The sequence below is a fragment of the Mycobacterium sp. SMC-2 genome, assembly GCF_025263485.1.
In the GTDB taxonomy this organism is placed as follows: Bacteria; Actinomycetota; Actinomycetes; order Mycobacteriales; family Mycobacteriaceae; genus Mycobacterium.
Genome location: NZ_CP079863.1, coordinates 2,223,165 through 2,244,874, shown reverse-complemented (window position 1 = coordinate 2,244,874; position 21,710 = coordinate 2,223,165). Strand labels below are relative to the sequence as shown.

Sequence of the window (21,710 nt, the reverse complement as noted above, 5' to 3'; positions counted from 1 at the left end):
CGGGATGGTGACCGAGGGATTGTTCGGTTTGCTGACGGTGGTCGCGCTGGCGCTGGCGCTTGTCCTGGCCGCGATTGCCACCGTGTTCGTTCGCCGGATGGAGAGACGAACAACCACCCCGATAAGCGAGGAAATCGGGAGCGCCAAAGAGGTCGTGCGCAAGTTGCGCAAACGTGAACCGATGTCGCAGGAAGAGCTGGAGTACGCGAAGCAGATCGTCGCCGATCGCGGCTCCTTCATGGCGCTCTGCATCCCCGGCGCGTTGTTCATGCTGGGCTGCTTTTACGTGTTCGGCAGCCTCTACCACTTGCATGGAGCGACGCCCTCCGAGCGAACATTTCTCGGGTTGATCCCCATGTTCGCCTCCGCAAACCTGGCCCTGCAGCTACGCGGCGGCGCACGGCTGAAGAAACGTCTGCGCGGCGCGCCCATCGCATCCTGAGCGAACCGCGTGACCGGGGGTTCGGCACACCGAGGTCGCGCCTGCGGCCCGGCTGCAGTATCCTCTTTGACATCGTATGTCAATGTGGTTGATATACGATGGGGCCCCTGGCGATCGTACGTGGGGGAGATGAAGCGCGGAGTGTCTAGGACTGGGTCGCGAAAGGTGATGGAGTGAGCCCCCGTTCAGTCGGCAGGACTGTCTTGGAGCGAACCTGGATGCCGCTGGTTGCCGTCGTTGCGGTCGGCGTGGGACTGCTGTGCATGTACAAGGTGCACCAGTTCTCGGAACCCGAGCCGGTCATCACCGTCAATGGCCCGCAGGCGCCCGAGCAGTTCAACCTCAAACGGATCACCTATGAGGTGTTCGGCTCCGCGCAGGGCGGGAAACTCGTCTACATCGACATCGACGGCCATCCGCATGAGGTTGATATCACGACTTTGCCGTGGTCCCACACGGAGACCACCACGCTCTCGGTGGCGTCCGGCAGCATCTCGGTGCACGTCCGCGGGGGTCACGTGGGTTGCCGGATGTTGGTGGATGGCGTAGTCCGCGACGAACATACGGACGACCATCAAGACGCCGACGTCCAGTGCAGGGTGAAATCCGCATGACCGAGCATCGCCTCGACGAGCCCAGGGCAAAACGCCCCTTCATCCCCAGGATGGTCCGGGCTTTCGCGATACCGATCATTGCGTTTTGGGGCCTACTCGCGGTCACCACGAACACCTTTATGCCCCAAGTGGAACGGGTCGCCGAAGAACTCGCCGGACCGATGGTGCCGCATTACGCGCCCTCGCAGCGCGCGCTGCTGCACATCGGTGAGAAGTTCCACGAATCCAACTCGACCAACTTGACCATGGTGGTGTTCGAGGCGAACCGCCCGCTGGGCGACCAGGACCATCGGTACTACGACGACCTGATGCGCCGCCTGCAGCACGACACGAAGCACGTGCAGTACGTGATGGATCTGTGGGGCAAACCGTTCACCGCGGCGGGCGCGCAGAGCGTGGATGGCAAGTGCACCTACGTGCTGTTGCGCCTCGCCGGCGACATCGGTCAGATTCAGGCCAACCAGTCCGTGGACGCCGTCCGCGACATCATCAAGAGGGACACGCCACCGCCCGGCCTCAAGGTCTATGTCAGCGGCGCGGCCCCACTGGCCTCCGACACGCTCGCCATCGCCAATGCCAGCCTGAACAACGTCACGATCGTCACGATCTGCCTCATCGTCGTGATGCTGCTGCTGGTGTACCGCGCCCCTTCCACCCTTTTGGTGCCCTTGCTCGGGGTGCTCATCGAAATGCTCGTCGCGAAGGGCGTTGTCTCGACGCTGGGCCATTACGGATACATCGAACTCTCGTCATTCGCCGTGAACATCGTCATCGCGCTGACCCTCGGAGCGGGAACGGATTACGGCATCTTCCTGATGGGTCGATATCACGAAGCGCGGCAGGCGGGCGAAAGCCGGGAGGACAGTTTCTACATCGCGTACAAGGGTGTCGCGCCCATCATCATCGGCTCTGGCCTGACGATCGCCGGCGCGTGCTACTGCTTGACGTTCGCGCGCCTGAACTACTTCCACACCATGGGGCCGGCCGTCGCGATCACCATGCTGTTCACCATCGCGGCCGCGATGACGCTGGGCCCGGCGGTCCTGACCGTCGGCAGCCTCTTCGGGATGTTCGACCCGAGGACCAACACCAAAGGAACCCTCTACCGGCGCATCGGGGCGAGCGTGGTGCGCTGGCCGGTACCGGTGCTGGCGGCCAGTTCTGCCGTCGTCATGATCGGGGCGATCTTCGTTCCCACCTACCGGCAGAACTACGACGACAGGCAGTACCAGCCGGCCAGTGCGCCCGCCAACCTCGGCTTCCAGGCGGCCGATCGGCACTTCCCGAAGAGCAAGCTGTTCTCCGAGATGCTGATGGTCGAAACCGATCACGACATGCGCAACTCGGCCGACTTCATCTCGCTGGACCGGGTCGCCAAGGCCCTGATCCGCCTGCGCGGTGTGGCGATGGTGCAGGGCATGACGCGACCCTTGGGCCGGGCGCTCGAGCACGCCAGCATTCCGTACCTGTTCACCACGCAGGGTAGCGGCAACGGTCAACAACTCCCGTTCAACAGGGAACAGAACTCCAACACTGATGCGCAGGCCGACATCCAGGCGCATTCTGTCGCGGTCTTGCGAAAAGAGATCGGCTTTTTCCAAAAGGTATCCGACGAACTGCACCAGACGACACTCACCATCGAAGACCTGCAAAGGGTCAGCGACGACATCAGGGACGAGGTCTCGAACGTCGAGGACTTCTTCCGCCCGGTCAAGAGCTACTTCTATTGGGAGAGACACTGTTTCGACATCCCCATATGCTGGACGTTCCGGTCGCTGTTCGAGACCATCGATCAAATCGACAAACTGGCCGACGACATCGCGGACGCGAAGGTGTCTCTCGAGGAAGTGGACAAGGCCTTCCCGCAAATCATCGCCCAACTGAAAGCCACCGCAGACGACACCGAGGCCCTGCAGTCGAAGTTGGTCAACAGTTACGGGTCTGCCGATCTGCAATCCGTCCAAACGGAGCAGACTTTCGATGATCTGATCAACGTCGGCAACGACTTCGACAAGTCCCGCAGCGATGACTTCTTCTACATCCCGCACGAAGGCTTCGACAATGAGGACGTCAAGACGGGCATGAAGCTGATGATGTCGCCGGACGGCAAAGCGGCCCGGTTCATCGTCACCCACGAGGGCGACGCCATGGGCCCCGAAGGCGTGGAACACGTCGAACAGTTCCCCGACGCGATAAAAACGATCCTCAAAGAGACGTCGTTGGCCGGCGCGCGGATCTACATCGGGGGTTCGGGATCCAACGACAAGGACATCAAGGAATACGCGATGTCCGATCTCATGATCGCGGCGATCGCCGCCTTCGTCCTGATCTTCTTGATCATGATGTTCATCACGCGAAGTCTGGTGGCGGCCTTGGTGATTCCCGGGACGGTGGCGTTCTCCTACGTCGGCGCGTTCGGCCTGTCCATACTCGTTTGGCAGCACTTGGTCGGCCTGCACCTGCACTGGCTGGTGCTACCCCTGACGTTCATCATCCTGGTGGCGGTCGGGTCGGACTACAACCTGCTGCTGATCAACAGGGTGAAAGAGGAGCTGCACGGCGGAATTCACACCGGTCTCATCCGGGCGCTCGGCAGCACGGGCGGCGTGGTGACGTCGGCCGGTCTGGTCTTCGCCTTCACCATGCTGGCGATGCTCACCAGCGATCTGCGCACGATCGGCCAGGTGGGTTCGACCGTGTGCATCGGGCTGCTGCTCGACACGCTGATCGTGCGTTCGTTCGTCGTCCCGTGCATCCTGCGAATCCTCGGGCCGTGGTTCTGGTGGCCAACATTGGTGCGGAGCCGTCCGCAGCCGCAGCGCTAGGCAGCGCCCTTGCCGTTGTCGACGCGGTAGACGGCGCCGTGAACGGCGGCCGCCGCGTCGCTGGCGAGGAATGCGATCACGTTCGCCACATCCATGGGCCGCATCATGCCGCGGAGCGAAGCCGTGCGCACGATCAGGTCGTAGTTGGGGTTGTCCGGCGCACTGAAGTGTTCGAGTTGCGGCGCGAGCATCCCGCCCGGGCATATTGCGTTGACGCGCAGGCGATCCGCGGTGTACTCGACCGCCAAAGCGCGGGTGAGCCCGATCAGCACATGCTTGGCGGCGCAGTAGGCGGCTGAGTACGCCCGGCTCGACGCCGGCAATGGAGGCGACATTGACGATGTTGCCGCCCGGCTCCAGCAGGTGCGGCAGCGCGGCCCGGCAGAGGTAGAACGGCCCGTTGAGGTTGACCGCGAGATCGTGCGCCCAATCCTCATCGGTCATCGACTCCGTCCGGCGCATCTGGTGTTTCCCGGCGACGTTGGCCAAAACATCCAGCCCGCCCAACTCGCGCACGCAGTGCTCGACCGCGTCGCGGGAGGCCCGCGTGGAAGCAATGTCCACCGATGCGTAGGAACCATGTTCGACGTCGGCGAACACCTCAGCCAACCGTCCCGCATCTCGGCCGATGCCGAAAACCGTTGCGCCCTGGCGGGAAAACAGCCGGGCCGTTTCAGCGCCGAGTCCCGACGACGCTCCGGTGACCAGGGCAATTTTGCCCTGCAGTGCAGACATACCAGTAGTCCTCGTGGTCAATAGGAGCGCATCCGCGCAACGCTACCGCGCAGCAGCCCGAGCGGAACAACCAATCTCGGCCCCCACAGGCTCATCGCACGGCGCGCGGTTAACAAGACGAGAAGACTGATCGCGAGCCGCCCTAGGGCGACCCGACTCGTTCGCCTCTTCCAGGTGGGCGCCGCCGGCGACGCGCGCCGGCCGAGGTAGTAGCCGACGCATGTTGCCATGGCGAGGGCCGCGATCCCCGCAAGCACCGTCATGATGATGAGCGTTTCGCGTCATCGTCGCGGCGAGGTCACGCGCGAGATACACCTTGGCGACTACGTGCGTGCGACGCTAACCGAGCTCGCTCACGACATAGACGGCGACATAACCGATGGGAATGCCGGTCCAGGTGGCGATGCATTCCCGTGCCGCCAGCTCCACCGTGCCCCGGCGGCTGGTGCGGGTGACCCTGCCGATCTCGGGAATGCGAATCATCCACCCGTCAGCATCGCGGGTGATTTCGATATCGAAGCACTGGCCGACCATTGGGCACTTCACGCGGGGAGCGGCCCGATGTGCGCGGGCACTGCGCAGCGATTGTCGGCGCAGCAGTGTGGGCTGAATGGGCATGGCTGCTTTCGGAGAGTCGCAATCGAACCGCGGGCAAGAATAATCCGCACGGTGGCGAAAACCTAATCGGCCAGGCCACGCGGCTCGTTCCCGCTACGCAGTCTCTACCAAGTCGTTGCCGGGACTTAATGTTTGAGTTCAAATGCCCCGCCAGCTCTCTACAGCACCTACGTCGCTACGCGGAGCCCGGCGACTATTTCGCAGGCCGCAGCTTCACCACGTGGGCCGGCGACGGGAAACTGATCGTCTCCGACGGCGGCCTTCACACGAACCTCGTTGTCGCACGAGTCCAGGCGCCGCGGTGGCAAAGTTCATCACTCACGGGTGCACACCGTGGACGAAGGCGGGCTGGGATCAGTGGTGGCGTTTGCGCGAGGCGGCCGAGCGCGATGGTCGGGCGCGCATGTGGTCGCGTGCTCGGCTCATGATGTCGCCGAGCACGCGCACGTCGTCGCCGGAAAGCGCATCGAATAGCAGGTCGCGGACGACGCGGATGTGGCCGGGCAAGACTTTGGCGAGACGGGCGTGGCCGGCTTCCGTGATGCGAACGACGGTGGCGCGTTGGTCATCGACGCTGCCCTCGCGGGCGATGAGGCCGGCCTTCTCCAGCAGACCCGCCTGATGGGTGAGACCGCTGCGGCTGTAAACCACGCCGTCGGCCAGCTCGGTCATGGTCAACTGGCGCTGGGCATCGGCAAGTTTGGCCAATATCTCGAACTGCACATAGCTGAGATCGCCCTCGGCCCGTAACTGCCGTTGCACGGCGTACTGCAGCAGACTGACCCCCTCCATCAGGGCAAAGTAGGTGCGCATCTGCTGGGGGCGGAGGAATTCCGGCATGCCGCGATCATAAAACTTCGACATCGAAGCAACGTGGTGTTCATCACTCCGCGATCCGGGAATCGTTTCGACTTCGAAGCAAGTTATGGGAAGTAGCTGCTTCGAGATCGAAGCACATGAGGAACGGAGAAGACCATGAAGGCTGTGCAATATCACCGTTATGGCGGCAGTGAGGTCCTGCAGTACGAAGAGGTTCAGCGGCCGGTGCCCGGCCCCGGCGAAGTCCTGGTGCAGGTGGCCGCGACCTCATTCAACCCGGTCGACGCGGGCATCCGCGGTGGCTACCTGTCGGAGGTGTACGCGATTTCCTTTCCCCACACTCCGGGCATCGACGTCGCCGGAACGATCGCCGAGCTCGGCGATGGGGTGACGGGCTGGAACGCCGGCGAAGCAGTCGTCGGCTTGCTTCCGCTGGATTCCCCCGGCGCCGCCGCCGAGTATGTGCTCGCCCCGGCCGCCGCGCTGACCGCCGCGCCGAAGTCGGTGGCGCTAGCCGATTCCGCCGCGCTGCCGACCGTCGGTTTGACGGCTTGGCAGGCGTTGTTCGAGGCGGCGGAATTGCAGGCGGGGCAGAACATCCTGATCAACGGTGCGGGCGGGGCCGTCGGCGGCTACGCGGTTCAATTGGCCAAGCAGGCCGAAGCCGTCGTCACAGCGACCGCCTCGGGCCGAAGCGAAACCCGCCTGCGGGGCTACGGAGCCGACCGGATCGTCGGCTACATCGACTACACGGCCTCCCCGCTCGCCGTGACCGGACAGCCCTTCGACGTAGTGCTCAATCTGGTCAGTACCTCACCAGAGCAGACCACGGCCCTCGTCGGCCTGGTCGCCGACGGCGGGATCCACATCGGCACCATGACATCGGGACCGGAGGACCCGACGCGGCAGGTGCGCGCCCAGCGCATGTTCGTCCGCAGCGACGCCGCGCAGCTGGCCGAGATCGTCAGCCGCGTCGACGCCGGGCAGCTGTTAATCGACGTCGCCGACCGGCGTCCGCTGACCGACGCCGCTACCGTGCACGATGACTCCGACGCCAATCGCCTGCCGGGAAAGACCATTCTCGTTCCCGCGCGATGATTTGCGCTCGAACGGGTGCCGTGACCCCGACGCTCGGATGAACCCTGTCGTCTACGGTGATCGGGTAACCGGGCCGCCCCAGTGCGGCTGGCACACCCAGTTGACGATCTTCCCGCCGGGCAGCCTGTTCAAGGCTTCAGCTTCTGCCGCTTGCCGAGATAGGCCGGATCCTCCCATGTAGGTCACGCCGTCGTAAGCGACCGCGCCGCACACATAGAAGCCGACGATCACCCTGCAATCCGGGTCGCCACACTGCTCCAATGCGGCTTGATTCGCTAGTGCCTGCGATACGTAACCCGAAGATCTACCCCATGCGCCGCTCGGGGCATAGGCGATTGCACCGTAGTGCATGACACGAGGGACGGGCATTTCGGGCGCCATACCCATCTCGGACAGCGCAGCATTGTCGATATTGGCGCCTATCTGCGGAACCAACGGAAGCGCCACGATCATCAACCCCGCTGTAACCCCCACGCTCCCGGCTGCAAGCGCAATTCGGTGCCGGCGCTTATTGAGCATTTCCGACCCCCTCTCTGAGGTCTGTGAATCAGAGGCCTGAGACGACGCAGGAAGTGATTCTGCCGAAGCCAAATACGTTGGGCGCCAACATTTCTCTGTCCGATCTACGGTTGCGCGGCGCTACGGGTGGGGCGTCGGGGTAGCCGCCGTTTGCCCAGGGGCCGTCGATCCTCCCGGGCCCATCATGCCGGGTCCCACGCCTCCGCCGGATCCCATCATGGGGCAGGTAGCGTCGCGGCCGCCGCTGGAGATCCCGTGCCCGCCGTAGGGTCCGCCCGAAGCCCGGCCCATAAAGAACCCCGAGAAAAAGATCACGGCCACGATGAAGACGACACCGGCGGCGATACCCACCAGGGCCCAAACGTGGTCCACCCGACTAGTCCGATCCGAGTGCACGGGCTGCGCTGCAGGCGGCGGCTCGGTGGATTCTCCTGCTTCAGTCATGTGCGAATGATGCGACCGATATACCCTCCGGGGGTAGGGTCTAAAGTCCCTTTGAGGCCCCGGCAGATCCGCGAAATGGCGCGCCCGGCGTATCCGGCGCGGCTAAGGGGCACGTGAACAGCCAACCCCCATAGGCGATCTCATGGAAGGCAACAGCCACATCGCGGACTGATTGTGCCGCACGTTGCACTTGCCGCGGCGGACTTGGATACCGCTCCACCGCCGCACCGTGGAGTTGACGAGCGAGGACATCGCCCGTGCTGCGATTGGCCAGGCACTGGGATTGGAGAATCGCAGTCTCATAGCGTAAGGACACGAAGGTGTCCTTGACGGCGTCAAGCGCCTGCATCGACACCCATGACCCCATTGGGCTCAGAACTCTGAACCGGCAGAATCGTAGTCAGCGCTCCAGCCACTGACTCAGGCCGGTGAACCACAAAGACCGATTTGATATCAACTACTGCACGCTACTTCTATTCACAAAAGTCACGAATTTAACATCACGCGATGCAGGACGTGTCGGTGAGTGTGCGCCTACGGCGGTCACACCCGATTCCCCGGCGCGACTTATTGCGCTACGCCATTGCCACGTCTGCACTACCAGGGTTGTATGCGGCATCGACAAGTGCCGCCGTCCCTGCAGGGGCTGCTGCCACTCCCAGACTTGATCGACTTCGCCATGCGCCAAATCCCAGCGGACCATATTCGGGCCGCCGGTTACTCCGGGGTCATCAACTACGTCTCGCTATCGCGTCCCGGCTCGTCCATGGGCGCCAAGCCGATCACGCGGGCTTACGCCGAGCAGCTGACCGCTGCTGGGCTAGTGATCGTCAGCAATTACCAATACGGCAAGCCGGGCGGGACAGCACCATCGGACTTCAGGCGCGGGTTCGAGGGCGGCGTTGCCGATGCTCGCACCGCCTGGGAGCTGCATACCGCGGCGGGCGGCGGTCAGAGTGCCCCGATCTTCTTTAGCGTCGACGAGGACATAGACCACGGCACCTGGAACAATCTGGCACTCAAGTGGTTTCGCGGAATCAATTCTGTACTGGGAGTGCAGCGCACCGGTGTCTACGGCGGTATCGATGTGTGCCGGTGGGCCGCAGCCGACGGCGTTATCGGCAATTCGCGCACCCCCGGCCACCGGTGGGCCTGGCAGACCAAGGCCTGGTCCCGCGGGCAGGTCGACCCTGCCGCTGTTCTCTACCAACGCGTGGTAAGCACGCCGTCGAATCCGGGCCCAGTGGTCGGGGGGCTTCAAGTCGACGTCAACGACGTCCTTGCCGGCGATTGCGGCCAGTGGAACCTACATCGGTGAGCCCGATGTCGTCGGGCAGCCGAATATCCGGTGGAGCTAAGGGGACTCGAACCCCTGACCCCCACACTGCCAGTGTGGTGCGCTACCAGCTGCGCCATAGCCCCAAGTCGTGCCAATCGAAGCTACACCACCGGCAACCTTGCTTCAAAGTTGCTGGTCAAGCCAACTCAACGTCCGCCTGGGACTCCGCCAGACCGTGCTCGGGATGGATCAGTGTCCGCGTTTCCGGCGCCAGCACCCAACCGACGCCGGCGATCAGCAGAACAATCCCGCTGATCGTGAAGCCCCAGCTGAAGCTCAGGTTCTCGGCGGCCCAGCCGACCGTGACGGAGCCGACAATGGCACCCAGATCCGACAGCATCTGCACCGCCGCCACCGGAAGGCCCGCGCGCGCCTCGCTGCCGAGGATGTCCGCCACGGCGGCCTGCATCGGTGACATGAAAATGCCCGTCGTCGCACCGGATATCGCCGCCGCGACCGTGAACGCCGGCAACGTCGACACGGCTCCCAGCGCGGTGGTCGCCAGGCCCGACGCTGTCAGGCCGATGATCAGCAACGTGCGCCGGCCCATCCGGTCGGACAGGTAACCGCTGGGGACGACGGCCAAGGCGTTACCGGCCGCGAAAGCCCCAAGGGCCACTCCGATGACGCCGACGCTTTCGCCCATGACGTCGGATAGGAACAGCGGCACCAGCGCGACGCGCAGCCCAAACGCCGCCCAGCCGGTCGCGAAATTGGCCAGCAGCGCGGCCCAATAAGCGCGGACACGCAGCGCCTGGCGCATCGTCACCGTCGACCGTGTCGGCGGCAGGGGCGCGGCCAGCTCCGAATGCCGCAGGCCGTAGAACAGCACGACCGACACGCCCAGCATTGCGACGCCGTACACGATGAATGGAGCGGTCAGCCCCCACCCCGCCGTCAGGCCGCCGATCGCCGGCCCGCCGACCGCGCCGATCATGAACGACGTCGTGAACAATCCCGCGATCCGCCCGCGCGCGTTGGCCGGGCTGATGTGGATCATCAGTCCCAATGCCGAGACATAAAACATCGTCGAGCCGACGCCGCTGACGCCCCGGAAAAACAATAGTTGCCAGTACGTCTGCGAATAGGCACACGCGATGGTGGACAATGCCACGATCAGCAAACCACCAATGTAAATACGCCGCTCGCCCAACCGCTGCGCCAGCACGCCGCTGACCGGCGCGAAACACAGCCGGCTCAACGAAAAGACGGTGACCAAGAAAGTCACCGCGTTGATGCTGACCCCGAAGGTGTGGGCGAAGGCGGGCATCGCCGGCGAGATGACACCGTAGCCCAGGGCGACCATGACGTTGGCCCAGCTGAGGATCCAGACTTCGCGCGGCAGCGGCTCGGAACGGGGACCGCGTCCCCCCGAACGCGTAAGGCGGAGGGAAATGGTCACCCAATGACTTTATTAACTACCTCGCGCGCGGCTCCTTGCACCTCCGCTAAATGCTCGGGGCCGTTGAAAGACTCCGCATAGATTTTGTAGACGTCCTCGGTGCCCGACGGGCGCGCGGCAAACCATGCGTTGGCGGTCGTCACCTTCAATCCGCCCAAGGCGGCGCCGTTGCCGGGGGCGGCGGTGAGTTTCGCGGCGATCGGCTCGCCTGCCACCTCGGTCGCGGTCACCTGCTCGGCAGAGAGCTTGGCCAGCCGGGCTTTCTGGTCACGATCGGCGGGCGCGTCGACCCGCGCGTAGAAGGGCGTGCCGTACTCGGCGGTCAGCTGCTGGTAGCGCTGCGACGGGGTCAACCCGGTGACGGCCAGGATCTCGGAGGCCAGCAGCGCCAGGATGATGCCGTCCTTGTCGGTGGTCCACACCGAGCCGTCGCGCCGCAGGAACGACGCCCCCGCGGACTCCTCGCCGCCGAACCCGATGGTGCCGCCGATCAGGCCGTCGACGAACCACTTGAACCCGACCGGCACTTCGACGAGCTTGCGACCGATGCCGGCCACCACCCGGTCGATGATCGACGAGCTGACCGCGGTCTTGCCGACGGCGATGCCGTCCGGCCAGGCCGGCCGGTGCGTGTAGAGGTAGTCGATGGCCACCGCCAGATAGTGGTTGGGGTTGAGCAGCCCCCCGTCGGGCGTGACGATGCCGTGGCGGTCGGAGTCGGCGTCGTTGCCGGTGGCGATCTGGTAGCGGTCGCAGGTGGCGATCATCGAAATGAGCCCAGCCATCGCGTCCGGCGAGCTGCAGTCCATCCGGATCTTGCCGTCATGATCGAGCGTCATGAATCGCCACGTCGCGTCGACCAACGGGTTGACCACCGTCAGGTCGAGACCGTGCCGCTCGGCGATCTCACCCCAGTAGTCGACGCTCGCCCCACCCAGCGGGTCGGCCCCGATCCGCACCCCGGCCGCGCGAATCGCGCCGATGTCGACCACGTTGGGCAGGTCGTCGACATAGTTGCCCAGATAGTCGTGGCGCTGGACGGTCCGCAGGGCTCGGGCGAGCGGTACCCGCTTGACTCCGGAACCGTCGCTCAGAATCTCGTTGGCGCGCTTGGCGATTGCGTTCGTCGCGTCGGTGTCCGCCGGGCCGCCGTTGGGCGGGTTGTACTTGAAGCCGCCGTCCGGTGGGGGGTTGTGCGACGGCGTGACGACGATGCCGTCTGCAAGCCCGTCCGTGCGCCCGCGGTTGTAGGCGAGGATGGCGTGGCTGACCGCCGGTGTCGGGGTGTAGCGGTCGCGGGAGTCGATGACCGCGACGACGTCGTTGGCGGCCAGCACCTCCAGCGCCGAAACCCACGCCGGCTCCGAAAGGCCATGCGTGTCACGACCGATGAACAACGGGCCGGTGGTGCCGTGGGCGGCGCGGTACTCGACGATGGCCTGGGTGATGGCCAGGATGTGGGCCTCGTTGAACGCCCCGCCCAGCGCCGACCCGCGGTGCCCCGAGGTGCCGAACGCCACCTGCTGGGCCACGTCGTCGGGATCGGGCGCAACCGTGTAGTAGGCCGTCACCAGGTGTGGCAGATCGACGAGGTCTTCGGGCTGGGCCGGCTGACCGGCGCGGGGGTGGGCCATGGTCATCAATTCTGCCCGCGCCGCACGTCGCTGACTTGTCAGGTACTTTTCTGACGTCCCGGATTCACCCACCCGTAAGTCCTGGCAAAGGGGAAGGGATCAGGCGTGGCACACGACTATCGCGAGTTGGCGGCGGTTTTCGCGGGCGGTGCGCTGGGCTCGCTGGCCCGCGCCGCCGTGGGCGCGCTCACGGCCGGCGACCCGGCGAGGTGGCCGTGGCCGACGTTCACGGTGAACATCGTCGGCGCCTTCCTGGTGGGCTACTTCACCACCCGGCTGCTGGAGCGGCTGCCGCTGTCGAGTTATCGGCGCCCCCTGCTGGGCACCGGCTTGTGCGGCGGGCTCACCACCTTCTCCACGATGCAGGTCGAAACGCTGAGGATGGTCGAGCGCGGCCATTGGGCCCTGGCCGCGAGCTATACCGCCACCACCATCGTGCTTGGCTTGCTGGCCGTGCACCTGGCCACAAAACTGGTGCGCCGGGTGCGGGTGCGCGGATGACGGCCGGCGCGGTCACGACGGCCGCGGTGTGGGCCGGTGTCGCGCTGATCGGCGGCATCGGTTCGGTGCTGCGCTTTGTGGTCGACCGCGCGGTGGCGCGCCGGGTGGCGCAATCGTTTCCGTTCGGCACATTGGTCGTGAACGTCAGCGGCGCCGCGCTGCTGGGCTTTCTCGGGGGCCTGGTGCTGAGCAGGGAAGCGGCCCTGTTGGCCGGCACCGCGTTCGTCGGCGCCTACACCACCTTTTCCACCTGGATGCTCGAAACGCAGCGGCTCGGCGAGGAGCGTCAGACGCGGGCGGCGCTTGCCAACATCGTCGTGAGCATCCTGCTGGGCGAGGCGGCGGCGTTCCTCGGGCAGTGGATCGCCGGGCAGCTCTGAGTCAACCGCGGGGAACGTCGTCGGGCGTGCGAGGCAGCACATACAGCGCCATCCGCCGGTTCGACATGTCGTGCTCGCCGAGAAAGGCGCAGCCGCCCCGCTCACAGAACGTGCGCGCGAAGACGTTTCGGTGGTCGGGATCGAACATGATGCGCCGACATCGCGGATCAAGGCCCAAAATGCTGCCAACCAAATGTGGCAGCAGGTAACTGACGTGTCCCCGCCTGATGTAATCCAGATCGGCGACCGCGACGTGCAGGCCCAGGTCGTGGGGGTGGTAGTCATACCGGTTGGCGATGGAATCCTTTGCCGCCCTGTACAACTCGATGTAGGCGCGGGGTACCGAATCGAGCGTGGCTATGAACGGTCTAGAGAAGCCGCCTTCGAGCTGCGCCCGCAAATAACGCCGCCAGCGCGCCACCGGCCAGGCGGATTCCCACGCTTCAACCAGGTGCGGCCGGCTCATCCACTCGGCGACCATCTCAGCGTCCGCATCGGGATCGGCAAGACGCAGGCCGTACGGCTCGGGCAACCCGGGTATGGGCGGCGGCGGGACGGCGCGGACCTCGTCGGGAATGTCGGTCAACTCCCGCGGGAGTATGGGTCCGGCATCGCTCACGTTTGGGCCGCCGTCATCCAATGGTCAGCCAATGCCGAGACCCAATCGGCGGCCGCGTCGGGCCGGTCAGGGGGCGCCTCGACGAGAACCAATTCGTCGACGCCCAACTCGGCTAGGGCGGGGATATCCCCCACGCTGGGATCACGCAGCGCCACCGACAGCCGCAGCTGCGCACGATCACGTCCGGCCTCGGCGCATAGCCGCTCCAGCGTGGCGACGCGATCGCGCACGGCCGCCAGGCCGTCGATGTTGAACCCGTACCAGCCATCGCCCCACACGGCCACCCGCCGCAGCGCCGAATCGCTATTGCCGCCAACCACGATCGGGATACGACGGTCTCGCACCGGTTTGGGATTGACGCGAATAGAGCCGAAGCGGACGAAATCACCATCGAACGAAGCGACGTCGTCACGCCACAACGTGCGCATCGCGGCGGCGTATTCGGCGGTGCGCGCACCGCGGTTGGCGAACGGCACCGAAAGCGCGGCGAATTCCTCCCTGGACCACCCCACACCGACCCCCAGCGCCAGCCGCCCACCGCTGAGCCGATCCAGGCTGGCGGCCTGCTTCGCCGCCACCACGGGGTTGTGTTCGGGCAGCAGGAGCACGCCCGTTGCCAGCCCGATTCGCGACGATGCCGCGGCGGCGAAGCTCAGCGCGATCATCGGATCAAGCCAATCCGCTTGTGCCGGAACCGCGATGACGCCGTCGTCGGAGTAGGGATAGCGCGAAGCCGGCCGGTCGACCATGACGACGTGTTCACCCACCCACAGCGTGGCGAAGCCGCAAGTGTCCGCAGTCGACGCGACGGCATCGATCACCGCGCGATCGGCGCCCGCACCGATCCCCAGGGCATGCAATCCCAGCCGCATCGCCCGATCGTCTCACGCGCTCAGCGGCTTTTCAGCAGCTCCGCAAGGACGGCCGCCTGGCTGATGTCCACCTCGCGGGTCGCGGTCACCAGGGTGACGACGCCGTGCCTCGCGATCCCGCGCAACTCCTCCAGCGCCGGGTTGTCCCGCAATTCCGCCTTGTACCGGGAAGCGAATTCGTCGAACCGCTCGGGCCGGTGTTGATACCACTCGCGGAGGTCCTTCGACGGCGCGACGTCCTTGCACCAGGTGCCCACCCGCGGGTCGTTCTTGCGCACTCCCCGCGGCCAAACCCGGTCGACCAGCACCCGCTGGCCGTCGTCTGCGGTGACGTCCTCGTAAAGCCGCGCCACCCGGATCCGTTTCTTGGCGCTCATACTCGCCAGCGTAGTGACGGGCGTTTGATGCTCCTATTCGTGTCAAGGGTGTTTTAGGCCGCTGCTAGCCATTGGCGGTAGTTGTCGGCGAGGGTGTCGTCACGTTGGAGTCCTCGTTCTATCCGGGAGATGACCGTTGGCCAGACACCGAGGTGTTGGGCTGCGGCGGTGACCGTGATGTTCTTGGTTTGACGGGCTGGGCGCAGGTCGCTGTAGTCGTCGATGTCGCATTGCCGGGTGAGCAGCCTGAAGGTTTCGCGGGCGATGGCGCGTTTGAGCAGCCGCAGGATGTCGCGCTTGGAACGGCCGTTGGCGAGTTGGCGTGTGACGTAGTCGCGGGTGCTGGGATGGTTTGACATCCGGACCAGTGCGATGCGGTGCAGCGCTTGGTTGGCGGCTCGATCTCCGCCCCGGGAGAGTCGATGACGAGACGTCTTCCCTGAAGACGCCGGGATGGGAGCTGCGCCGCATAACATTGCGAAGGCCGCCTCGCTGCGCAGGCGGTGCGGGTTGGTGCCGGCGGTGATGATCAGCTGAGCGGCGGTATCGGGCCCAACGCCGTAGGCCGCACGCAGGCCGGGATTGATCGTGGTGATTAGTGCGTCGAGTTCGGTGGTCAGGTCTTTTTCCTGATGCTTGAGGAACTCGGTTCGTTGAGCCAGTGCTTTGCACCCGGCGAGGATGGCGGCACTGGTCGGGTCGGACTGGGTGCTGGGCCGGCAGCGGGCCAGCGCACGGGTCAGTTGAGTCGGGGTGTGACGCCGGTAGTGTTCTCGCAACTCGGCGGGGGCGGTGACGAGCAACGCTTTGATCTGGTTGATTGCGGGGGTGCGCGCTTTGACGGCCCCGCGACGCGCGATCAGCAGGGCCCGCAATGCGTGGGTGTGTTCATCTTTGGGCACGGCCAATCCGTGACCGGCCAGCGCGGCCCGGGCCGCAGCGTAGGCATCCAATGGGTCGGATTTGCCTTGTCGTCGACGGGCTGCGCGGTCAGGCCGGTTGACTTCGGCGACCTCGATCCCGGCGTCCTGGAAAGCCCGAGTCAGCCCGGCGCCATAGGAGCTGGTGCCCTCGATACCTGCGATTTGCACCTGTCCGAAGCTTTGCGCCCATTTGACCGCCACGAAATAGTCGACGGGGCGCGTCCGAAACTTGGTATCGGCCAACGGTTTTCCCGTCGTATCCAAAACGGCTAGGTGGACGGTATCCAAATGGGTGTCGGCGCCGATGACGACGACGCGTGAAGCTGTCACGATGGTGGTGTCTCCTTCTGCGGGTAGCGGAATGGCGGACACCCCGGCCGGGCGGGCAGACAAGACATTGAAGAGGGAACTGCCAGGCTCCTGATTAAGTCATGTCCGCCCCGCCGGGGGCATCCTTCGGCAACCACTGACCGGTGGGACAGATCAATTCCAAGACAACCCAACAGGGCGTCAGTCAGAACGGCGAGTCACCACCGGTAGTGGCCACCGCGACCATCCTTAATCGGGTCGCCTGAACAGAATCAATGTCGGCGGGCGTCCTTATTATCGAATGTATGTTCGAGGAATTAGCCGCGGTCGACCCGGCGGCCGACGAATCGGCGCTGATCGAGCGCATCGCCGAGCTGGAGACGGCCAAGTCCGCGGCCGCCGCGGGCCAGGCCCGGGCGGCCGCCGCGCTGGACGCCATGCGCCGGGCTTCCGAGGCCGAGGCTAAGGTACCCGCCGCGCGGCGCGGGCGGGGCGTGGCCAGCGAGGTCGCGCTGGCAAGACGCGACGCCCCCGCGCGAGGCGGGCGGCACCTGGGCTTCGCCAAAGCCCTGGTGCACGAGATGCCACACACGCTGGCGGCGCTGGAATGCGGTGTGCTGTCGGAGTGGCGAGCGACGCTGATCGTCCGTGAGAGCGCCTGCCTGGACATCGACGACCGCCGCACGTTGGACGCGGAACTGTGCGCCGACCCGGCGAGCCTGCATGGCATGGGCGATGCCCGCGTGGCCGCGGCCGCAAAGGCGATCGCCTACCGGCTGGACCCACACGCCGTCGTCGAGCGTTCAGCCAAGGCGGAGCAGGAACGCACGGTCACCATCCGGCCGGCGCCCGACACGATGACGTATCTCACCGCGTTACTGCCGGTGGCCCAAGGCGTTTCGGTGTACGCCGCGCTGCGCCGCGAAGCGGACACCCGCGGTGACGGGCGATCGCGCGGGCAGGTAATGGCCGACACGCTGGTCGAAAGGGTCACCGGCCGCAGCGCGGCGGTCCCCACTCCGATCGCGGTCAACCTGGTGCTCTCCGACGAGACGCTGCTGGGCAGTGACCATGCGCCGGCCGACATCCGCGGCTACGGGCCCATCCCCGCGGCGGTCGCGCGCGCCATGGTCGCTAGCGCTGTCTCCGACCGACGTTCGCGCGCAACCCTGCGCAGGCTCTATGCGCATCCCCGGACCGGTGCGCTGGTGGCCATGGAGTCTCGAGCACGCATTTTCCCGCGCGGGCTGGCCACCTTCATCGGGCTACGCGATCAACGGTGCCGCACCCCCTACTGCGACGCCCCGATCAGGCACCGCGACCACGCACAACCGTGGGCCGAGAGCGGCGCGACCACCGCGGACAATGGTCTGGGACTGTGCGAGGGCTGCAACTACGTCAAGGAAAACGCGGGCTGGCGGGTAAGCACCGCGGTTGACGAAAACCACACCCACACAGCACTATTCACGACGCCCACGGGCAAGAGCTACCGGTCGACGGCCCCGCCCCGCGCGCTGGTGATCACGGTCAGCGAGGTGGAGATCCGCATCGGGGTCTCGCTCGCGCGGCACGCGGCCTAGGTTCCCTGGCCGGTGAGGCGCTCGACGTCGATGACCTCACCGCGATTGATGCTGACCCAGTCGCGCCCGTCGAGGTACGGACGCAGCGTGCGACCGATCAGCTCGACATCTGCGGGCGACTTGGGCCGCTGCAGCTCGTACACGTGGGGCAGCTCGGCCATGCCGGTGACGACGTTCCACAGTGTCAGGGCCTTCGGCCCCGTCGGCGGGTCCACCAGTACCGGGCCAAACAGGCACTGTCCCAGGAGAAATAGCGTCGGCACCCCATAGCCACCGGCGTCGATGACCCGTTGATGGTCGTGGCGTATCTCGTCGTGGGTGGTCGGGTCGTCCAGAGCGGCGTCGAAAACCGACGCCTCGGCGCCGATGTCGCTCAGCAGGCGCCGGGCGACCGCGGGGTCGTGCGGTTTGCCGCCCAGCGTGTGAAGTTCACGTCCGATGGCGGCGTACCACCGATCCAGCAGCGACATGTCGGTTCGGCGCAGCAGCGCCCCGATCCGCATCAGGGACCATCCGTAGGACCACTCCCGTTCCCACGGGTGCTTCTGGCCCTCTGACCGGTTGACCTCTTCGAGGCTGAAGAATCGCCAATCCACGGTGATGCCGAGTTGCTCGCGGACGTCGCGGATCCACAACGAGGTCTGGTAGGCGAACGGGCACATCGGGTCGAAATGGAAATCGACGACAACGCTCATCTCGGGCCCGTTCTGCCGCTCAGTAGTGATAGGTGTCCGACGGCGCGGGCGAGTGCTCCCGCTCTTCCTCGTCGAAGTCCGTCGATTCAATGCCGTAGGCGCGGGCCAGCTCGAGGATCTTCGTGGCCCGCGCGATCCGCGGCAGGTCGGAGCCGTTGCGGATCTCTCCCCCGTCCCGTTCGAACTCGGCGAAGAACTCCTTGGCCCAAGAGATTTCGTCCTGCGATGGCGACAGGCCCTCGTTCACCACGGCGCATTGGTCCGGGGTCAGGCAGATCTTGCCCGTCATCCCGAATTCCACGGACACGGCCGTCGCCTCGATCAGTTTCAGGGCGTTGGAGCCGATCGTGGGCCCGTCGATGGCGCTGGGCAGGCTGGCCGCCTTCGCGGCGATGGTGAAGCGCGACCGGGCATAGGCCAGCGTGCTCGGGTCTTCCCCGAAACCGGTGTCGCGGCGGAAATCGCCGATGCCGAAGGCGAGTCGGAAGGTGCCCTTCGCCGCGGCGATTTCGGTGATGCGTTCCAGGCCGCGGGCCGTCTCCACCAGCGCGACGATCGGCACGTTGGGCAGCCGCTGCGCGGTCTCGGTGACGTGGTCCACAGATTCGACCATCGCCAGCATCACCCCGCCGACCGGGGTGCCGGCCAGCGCAGCGAGGTCGTCGGCCCACCAGGGCGTGCCGAAGCCGTTGACACGCACCCAGTCGGTGTTGCCGGCGCCCAACCAACTCACCACGTTGTCGCGGGCGGCGTGCTTGTCTTTGGGAGCGACGGCGTCCTCGATGTCGAGCACGACGATGTCGGCCCGGGAGTGCGCCGCGGATTGGAACCGGTCGCCGTGCGCACCGTTGACCAATAGCCAACTGCGGGCCAGGACGGGATCGATGCGATAGCCGATGTCGTCGGGGTCCGTCGCACTGCTGTTGATCTGGTCGTACATCTCGTCTTTTCGTGGTTGTCAATCGTCGGGCTGGTGCCTTAACCGTAGCGATATCCCGAAACGGGCGGTTGGGCATGCCCCGGGAAATCGAAGAAATGGCGAGGCCGCCCGGGCGGGTATGAACCCTCGCCCGGGCGGCCTTTCTGAACAGCCCTCGGCTAGTTGTTGATCCCGACGACCTCCTGCGCGATCGCGGCGACGCGCGTCTGAGCCGCCGACACGACACGCTGGCGGTTCTTGTTCGCCTCTTCGTAAGCGATGATCGCCCGCACGTCGCTCGGATTGGTGAGTTCCTTCATCTCGGCCACTGCGTCGCTGACGGTGAGCTCGTCGTAGTTGGGTATGGGCAGCTCGTCGGCGTCGAGGACTCCCACGGCGGTGCGGGCCGCGTGCAGGGCGTCGGCGGTCTGCCGGGCGCCCTCGTTGCGGGTGACCTTCTCGGCCGCCTCGAGGGCGGCGTTGCGCGACGCGGCGAGCGCCCGCGTTGCCACGTCGCCGGCGTGCGCGCCCCGACTCACCAGCTCGTTGAAGGTCGGCCGGGCGGAGCGCAGCGCGTCGGCGGCCCTGTCGACGCCTCGGACCGACCACTCAACCGGCAGGTTCACCAGCTTCACCGCGGTACCGGCCGCAGCCTGCAGCGGTGTGCGGCGCAGCGCGGCCGGGCCGCCGAGCGCGTCTTCGGCAAGCACGGTCGTCAGCCAGTCGACGGTGGCGGAGTGAGCGGTGATCAGCCCGGTCGCCAGATCCTCGATCTCCGGAAGCTTGGCGGCGACGGCCAGGGCTTTGAGGTAGCGGGCGCGGTCGAGCAGTTGGCCCTCCAGCGCGAGGTCGCCCAGAAGCGCCTCGTCGAACGGTTGGGCCTGCTCGGTCAGGGCCTTGACCGCCGCGGCGGCGCGGCCCAGGAAGGGGCCGACGATGTCGGGGACGCCGCCGAGCTCCCGGATCGCCTTTTCGATGGCCTCGGATCGATCGCGCCCATTCGACGCGTTCTGCGTCAACTCACGTTGAACGGCCTCCGTACGCGCCTGCGCGATGCGCGTTTCCGCGACCTGGATCTCCGTGTTGGTCAGCTGGTGCAGCGCGCGCAACTGCGCCAGCACGGTCGTCTTGTCCGATGAAGTCATGAGAAATCCGCCTCCTGCGTGGATTGTTTGGATCGGCATGAAAGCGCCTTTTCAGCGGCTACCCACTCGGGGGCGCAGAGATAACATCAAGCTTCGCCATGTGACGCATCTCGCTTTGCGGATGACATTCCGACCGCTCAGTAGCACGGAAGTTGTTGTCCGACAGCATCTTCGGAGCGGCTTCACCTGGGTGCGGCATGGCGTTTAGGCCGTTACGCAGCGGGTATTCGTGGTCGAAGCGCACACAGCCCCTAGTGCGTGCACTTAATACCCGAAAACTGGAGGTATCGGCGATGGCCGACATGATTGTGCAATCGCCCGACGAAGTCGTCGCATTCCTGAAAGCGCAGCACAACCTCATCGAGGACCTGTTCGACGAGGTGCTGCACGCGTCAGATCCGCAGGCGCGTGAAAAGCCGTTCGCCACGCTGCGTCAACTGCTGGCCGTACACGAGACGGCCGAGGAAATGGTGGTGCACCCGCGCGTGCGCCGCGAGGCCGACGCCGGCGACGCGATCGTCGACGCCCGACTCAAAGAAGAGCACGAGGCCAAGGAGTTGCTGTCGAGCATCGAGGACCTCGACATCACCTCACAGCAGTTCATCGATGAGCTCACGAAGCTACGCGCGGCCGTGCTGGAGCATGCGCAGCAGGAGGAAAGCGAGGAGTTCCCCGTGCTGAACAAGGAACTCGACGAGGCCGACCTCAAGCGGATGGGCACGGCGGTGCGGGTGGCTCAGGCCATCGCACCTACCCACCCGCATCCCGGCGTGGAATCGGCGAAGCTGAATTTCGCTCTCGGACCTTTCGCGTCGATGCTCGACCGCGCCCGCGATCTCATCGGGCAGGCCCTCGGCTCGTAACTCGCCGTAGGCTCGTCGAGGTGAGTTTCGCCCCGGAT

20 protein-coding genes, 1 tRNA gene and 2 pseudogenes are annotated in these 21,710 nt (G+C 65.8%); 9 read left to right on the top strand and 14 right to left on the bottom strand.

Features of this window, described 5'->3' with window-relative positions; translation table 11 throughout:
- Positions 1-4: 4 nt before the first annotated feature.
- From KXD96_RS10720 to KXD96_RS10710, 3 genes are all read left to right on the top strand, one after another.
- Positions 5-442, top strand: coding sequence for a hypothetical protein (locus tag KXD96_RS10720; protein ID WP_396878407.1), 438 nt, complete (start codon positions 5-7; stop codon positions 440-442).
- A 218-nt stretch (positions 443-660) separates the two neighbouring features.
- The gene (locus KXD96_RS10715) at positions 661-1,056 is read left to right on the top strand and encodes an MmpS family protein (RefSeq protein ID WP_260745314.1); all 396 of its coding nucleotides are present in this window, start codon (positions 661-663) and stop codon (positions 1,054-1,056) included.
- Positions 1,053-3,881, top strand: coding sequence for an RND family transporter (locus KXD96_RS10710; protein WP_260744538.1), 2,829 nt, complete (start codon positions 1,053-1,055; stop codon positions 3,879-3,881). The genes KXD96_RS10715 and KXD96_RS10710 overlap by 4 nt, the downstream gene beginning before the upstream one ends.
- Here KXD96_RS10710 and KXD96_RS10705 read toward each other — a convergent pair.
- The 3 genes and pseudogenes from KXD96_RS10705 to KXD96_RS10695 all read right to left on the bottom strand — a co-directional run bounded on the left by KXD96_RS10705 (position 3,878) and on the right by KXD96_RS10695 (position 6,074).
- A pseudogene (locus KXD96_RS10705) lies at positions 3,878-4,616 on the bottom strand (SDR family NAD(P)-dependent oxidoreductase). The gene KXD96_RS10710 and the pseudogene KXD96_RS10705 sit on opposite strands and share 4 nt — an antisense overlap.
- Before the next feature lie 339 nt (positions 4,617-4,955).
- Positions 4,956-5,150, bottom strand: a complete 195-nt coding sequence (locus KXD96_RS10700) for a long chain fatty acid-CoA synthetase Faa4p (RefSeq protein ID WP_260745313.1) — start codon at positions 5,148-5,150, stop codon at positions 4,956-4,958.
- Positions 5,151-5,588: 438 nt separating this feature from the next.
- Entirely contained in the window at positions 5,589-6,074 is a 486-nt protein-coding gene (locus KXD96_RS10695) for a MarR family winged helix-turn-helix transcriptional regulator (RefSeq protein ID WP_260744537.1), read from the bottom strand.
- 135 nt (positions 6,075-6,209) lie between these two features.
- Between KXD96_RS10695 and KXD96_RS10690 the strand changes: the two genes are divergently transcribed.
- A complete protein-coding gene (locus KXD96_RS10690; RefSeq protein ID WP_260744536.1) occupies positions 6,210-7,151 on the top strand; it encodes an NADP-dependent oxidoreductase in 942 nt (313 codons plus the stop codon).
- A gap of 51 nt (positions 7,152-7,202) precedes the next feature.
- Here KXD96_RS10690 and KXD96_RS10685 read toward each other — a convergent pair whose 3' ends face one another.
- Positions 7,203-7,604: a DUF4189 domain-containing protein gene (locus KXD96_RS10685; RefSeq protein WP_260744535.1), complete on the bottom strand. Its 402-nt coding sequence runs from the start codon at positions 7,602-7,604 to the stop codon at positions 7,203-7,205.
- Between the two features lie 1,017 nt (positions 7,605-8,621).
- Between KXD96_RS10685 and KXD96_RS10680 the strand changes: the two are divergent.
- Positions 8,622-9,432: pseudogene (locus KXD96_RS10680) on the top strand (DUF1906 domain-containing protein).
- 31 nt (positions 9,433-9,463) lie between these two features.
- On the opposite strand, the gene KXD96_RS10675 reads toward KXD96_RS10680, so the two are convergent.
- The 3 genes from KXD96_RS10675 to pgm form a co-directional block, all read right to left on the bottom strand.
- Positions 9,464-9,536 (bottom strand) — tRNA-Ala (locus KXD96_RS10675).
- A 53-nt stretch (positions 9,537-9,589) separates the two neighbouring features.
- Positions 9,590-10,759, bottom strand: coding sequence for an MFS transporter (locus tag KXD96_RS10670; protein ID WP_260745312.1), 1,170 nt, complete (start codon positions 10,757-10,759; stop codon positions 9,590-9,592).
- A 92-nt stretch (positions 10,760-10,851) separates the two neighbouring features.
- Entirely contained in the window at positions 10,852-12,489 is a 1,638-nt protein-coding gene (gene pgm, locus KXD96_RS10665) for a phosphoglucomutase (alpha-D-glucose-1,6-bisphosphate-dependent) (protein WP_260744534.1), read from the bottom strand.
- A 105-nt stretch (positions 12,490-12,594) separates the two neighbouring features.
- Here pgm and crcB (KXD96_RS10660) point away from each other — a divergent pair, with 105 nt between their 5' ends.
- A complete protein-coding gene (gene crcB / locus KXD96_RS10660) occupies positions 12,595-12,990 on the top strand; it encodes a fluoride efflux transporter CrcB (RefSeq protein ID WP_260744533.1) in 396 nt (131 codons plus the stop codon).
- The gene (gene crcB / locus KXD96_RS10655) at positions 12,987-13,370 is read left to right on the top strand and encodes a fluoride efflux transporter CrcB (protein WP_260744532.1); all 384 of its coding nucleotides are present in this window, start codon (positions 12,987-12,989) and stop codon (positions 13,368-13,370) included. The genes crcB (KXD96_RS10660) and crcB (KXD96_RS10655) overlap by 4 nt, the downstream gene beginning before the upstream one ends.
- A 1-nt stretch (position 13,371) precedes the next feature.
- On the opposite strand, the gene KXD96_RS10650 is transcribed toward crcB (KXD96_RS10655), so the two are convergent.
- The 4 genes from KXD96_RS10650 to KXD96_RS10635 are packed head-to-tail and all read right to left on the bottom strand — an operon-like array spanning position 13,372 to position 16,491.
- Positions 13,372-13,989, bottom strand: a complete 618-nt coding sequence (locus KXD96_RS10650) for a GNAT family N-acetyltransferase (RefSeq protein WP_260744531.1) — start codon at positions 13,987-13,989, stop codon at positions 13,372-13,374.
- Positions 13,986-14,861 (bottom strand): LLM class F420-dependent oxidoreductase, encoded by an 876-nt coding sequence (locus KXD96_RS10645; protein WP_260744530.1) that lies wholly within the window; start codon positions 14,859-14,861, stop codon positions 13,986-13,988. Before KXD96_RS10645 ends, KXD96_RS10650 begins: the two co-directional genes overlap by 4 nt.
- 20 nt (positions 14,862-14,881) lie before the next feature.
- Positions 14,882-15,238, bottom strand: a complete 357-nt coding sequence (locus tag KXD96_RS10640) for a DUF488 domain-containing protein (protein WP_260744529.1) — start codon at positions 15,236-15,238, stop codon at positions 14,882-14,884.
- Between the two features lie 53 nt (positions 15,239-15,291).
- The gene (locus KXD96_RS10635; protein WP_260737889.1) at positions 15,292-16,491 is read right to left on the bottom strand and encodes an IS110 family transposase; all 1,200 of its coding nucleotides are present in this window, start codon (positions 16,489-16,491) and stop codon (positions 15,292-15,294) included.
- Between the two features lie 284 nt (positions 16,492-16,775).
- Between KXD96_RS10635 and KXD96_RS10630 the strand changes: the two genes are divergently transcribed.
- Entirely contained in the window at positions 16,776-18,050 is a 1,275-nt protein-coding gene (locus KXD96_RS10630; RefSeq protein WP_260744528.1) for a 13E12 repeat family protein, read from the top strand.
- Here the strand turns inward: KXD96_RS10630 and KXD96_RS10625 are convergent.
- From KXD96_RS10625 to KXD96_RS10615, 3 genes are all read right to left on the bottom strand, one after another.
- Positions 18,047-18,745: a DsbA family protein gene (locus KXD96_RS10625; RefSeq protein WP_260744527.1), complete on the bottom strand. Its 699-nt coding sequence runs from the start codon at positions 18,743-18,745 to the stop codon at positions 18,047-18,049. The genes KXD96_RS10630 and KXD96_RS10625 overlap by 4 nt on opposite strands.
- Positions 18,746-18,764: 19 nt before the next feature.
- On the bottom strand, positions 18,765-19,685 hold the full coding sequence (locus KXD96_RS10620) for a CoA ester lyase (RefSeq protein WP_260744526.1): 921 nt from the start codon (positions 19,683-19,685) through the stop codon (positions 18,765-18,767).
- Between the two features lie 158 nt (positions 19,686-19,843).
- Positions 19,844-20,809: a ferritin-like domain-containing protein gene (locus KXD96_RS10615; protein WP_260744525.1), complete on the bottom strand. Its 966-nt coding sequence runs from the start codon at positions 20,807-20,809 to the stop codon at positions 19,844-19,846.
- A 293-nt stretch (positions 20,810-21,102) separates the two neighbouring features.
- On the opposite strand from KXD96_RS10615, the gene KXD96_RS10610 reads away from it, so the two are divergent.
- Positions 21,103-21,672: a hemerythrin domain-containing protein gene (locus KXD96_RS10610; protein ID WP_260744524.1), complete on the top strand. Its 570-nt coding sequence runs from the start codon at positions 21,103-21,105 to the stop codon at positions 21,670-21,672.
- Positions 21,673-21,710: the final 38 nt, after the last annotated feature.

What these genes read in the sequence shown, in the direction of transcription:
- KXD96_RS10720 (WP_396878407.1), top strand. Translation starts at nt 5, where the DNA reads ATGGTGACCGAGGGATTGTTCGGTTTGCTGACGGTGGTCGCGCTGGCG.
- KXD96_RS10715 (WP_260745314.1), top strand. Translation starts at nt 661, where the DNA reads ATGCCGCTGGTTGCCGTCGTTGCGGTCGGCGTGGGACTGCTGTGCATG.
- KXD96_RS10710 (WP_260744538.1), top strand. Translation starts at nt 1,053, where the DNA reads ATGACCGAGCATCGCCTCGACGAGCCCAGGGCAAAACGCCCCTTCATC.
- KXD96_RS10700 (WP_260745313.1), bottom strand. Translation starts at nt 5,150, where the DNA reads ATGGTCGGCCAGTGCTTCGATATCGAAATCACCCGCGATGCTGACGGG.
- KXD96_RS10695 (WP_260744537.1), bottom strand. Translation starts at nt 6,074, where the DNA reads ATGCCGGAATTCCTCCGCCCCCAGCAGATGCGCACCTACTTTGCCCTG.
- KXD96_RS10690 (WP_260744536.1), top strand. Translation starts at nt 6,210, where the DNA reads ATGAAGGCTGTGCAATATCACCGTTATGGCGGCAGTGAGGTCCTGCAG.
- KXD96_RS10685 (WP_260744535.1), bottom strand. Translation starts at nt 7,604, where the DNA reads ATGATCGTGGCGCTTCCGTTGGTTCCGCAGATAGGCGCCAATATCGAC.
- KXD96_RS10670 (WP_260745312.1), bottom strand. Translation starts at nt 10,759, where the DNA reads ATGGTCGCCCTGGGCTACGGTGTCATCTCGCCGGCGATGCCCGCCTTC.
- pgm (WP_260744534.1), bottom strand. Translation starts at nt 12,489, where the DNA reads ATGGCCCACCCCCGCGCCGGTCAGCCGGCCCAGCCCGAAGACCTCGTC.
- crcB (WP_260744532.1), top strand. Translation starts at nt 12,987, where the DNA reads ATGACGGCCGGCGCGGTCACGACGGCCGCGGTGTGGGCCGGTGTCGCG.
- KXD96_RS10645 (WP_260744530.1), bottom strand. Translation starts at nt 14,861, where the DNA reads ATGCGGCTGGGATTGCATGCCCTGGGGATCGGTGCGGGCGCCGATCGC.
- KXD96_RS10640 (WP_260744529.1), bottom strand. Translation starts at nt 15,238, where the DNA reads ATGAGCGCCAAGAAACGGATCCGGGTGGCGCGGCTTTACGAGGACGTC.
- KXD96_RS10630 (WP_260744528.1), top strand. Translation starts at nt 16,776, where the DNA reads ATGTTCGAGGAATTAGCCGCGGTCGACCCGGCGGCCGACGAATCGGCG.
- KXD96_RS10625 (WP_260744527.1), bottom strand. Translation starts at nt 18,745, where the DNA reads ATGAGCGTTGTCGTCGATTTCCATTTCGACCCGATGTGCCCGTTCGCC.
- KXD96_RS10620 (WP_260744526.1), bottom strand. Translation starts at nt 19,685, where the DNA reads ATGTACGACCAGATCAACAGCAGTGCGACGGACCCCGACGACATCGGC.
- KXD96_RS10615 (WP_260744525.1), bottom strand. Translation starts at nt 20,809, where the DNA reads ATGACTTCATCGGACAAGACGACCGTGCTGGCGCAGTTGCGCGCGCTG.
- KXD96_RS10610 (WP_260744524.1), top strand. Translation starts at nt 21,103, where the DNA reads ATGGCCGACATGATTGTGCAATCGCCCGACGAAGTCGTCGCATTCCTG.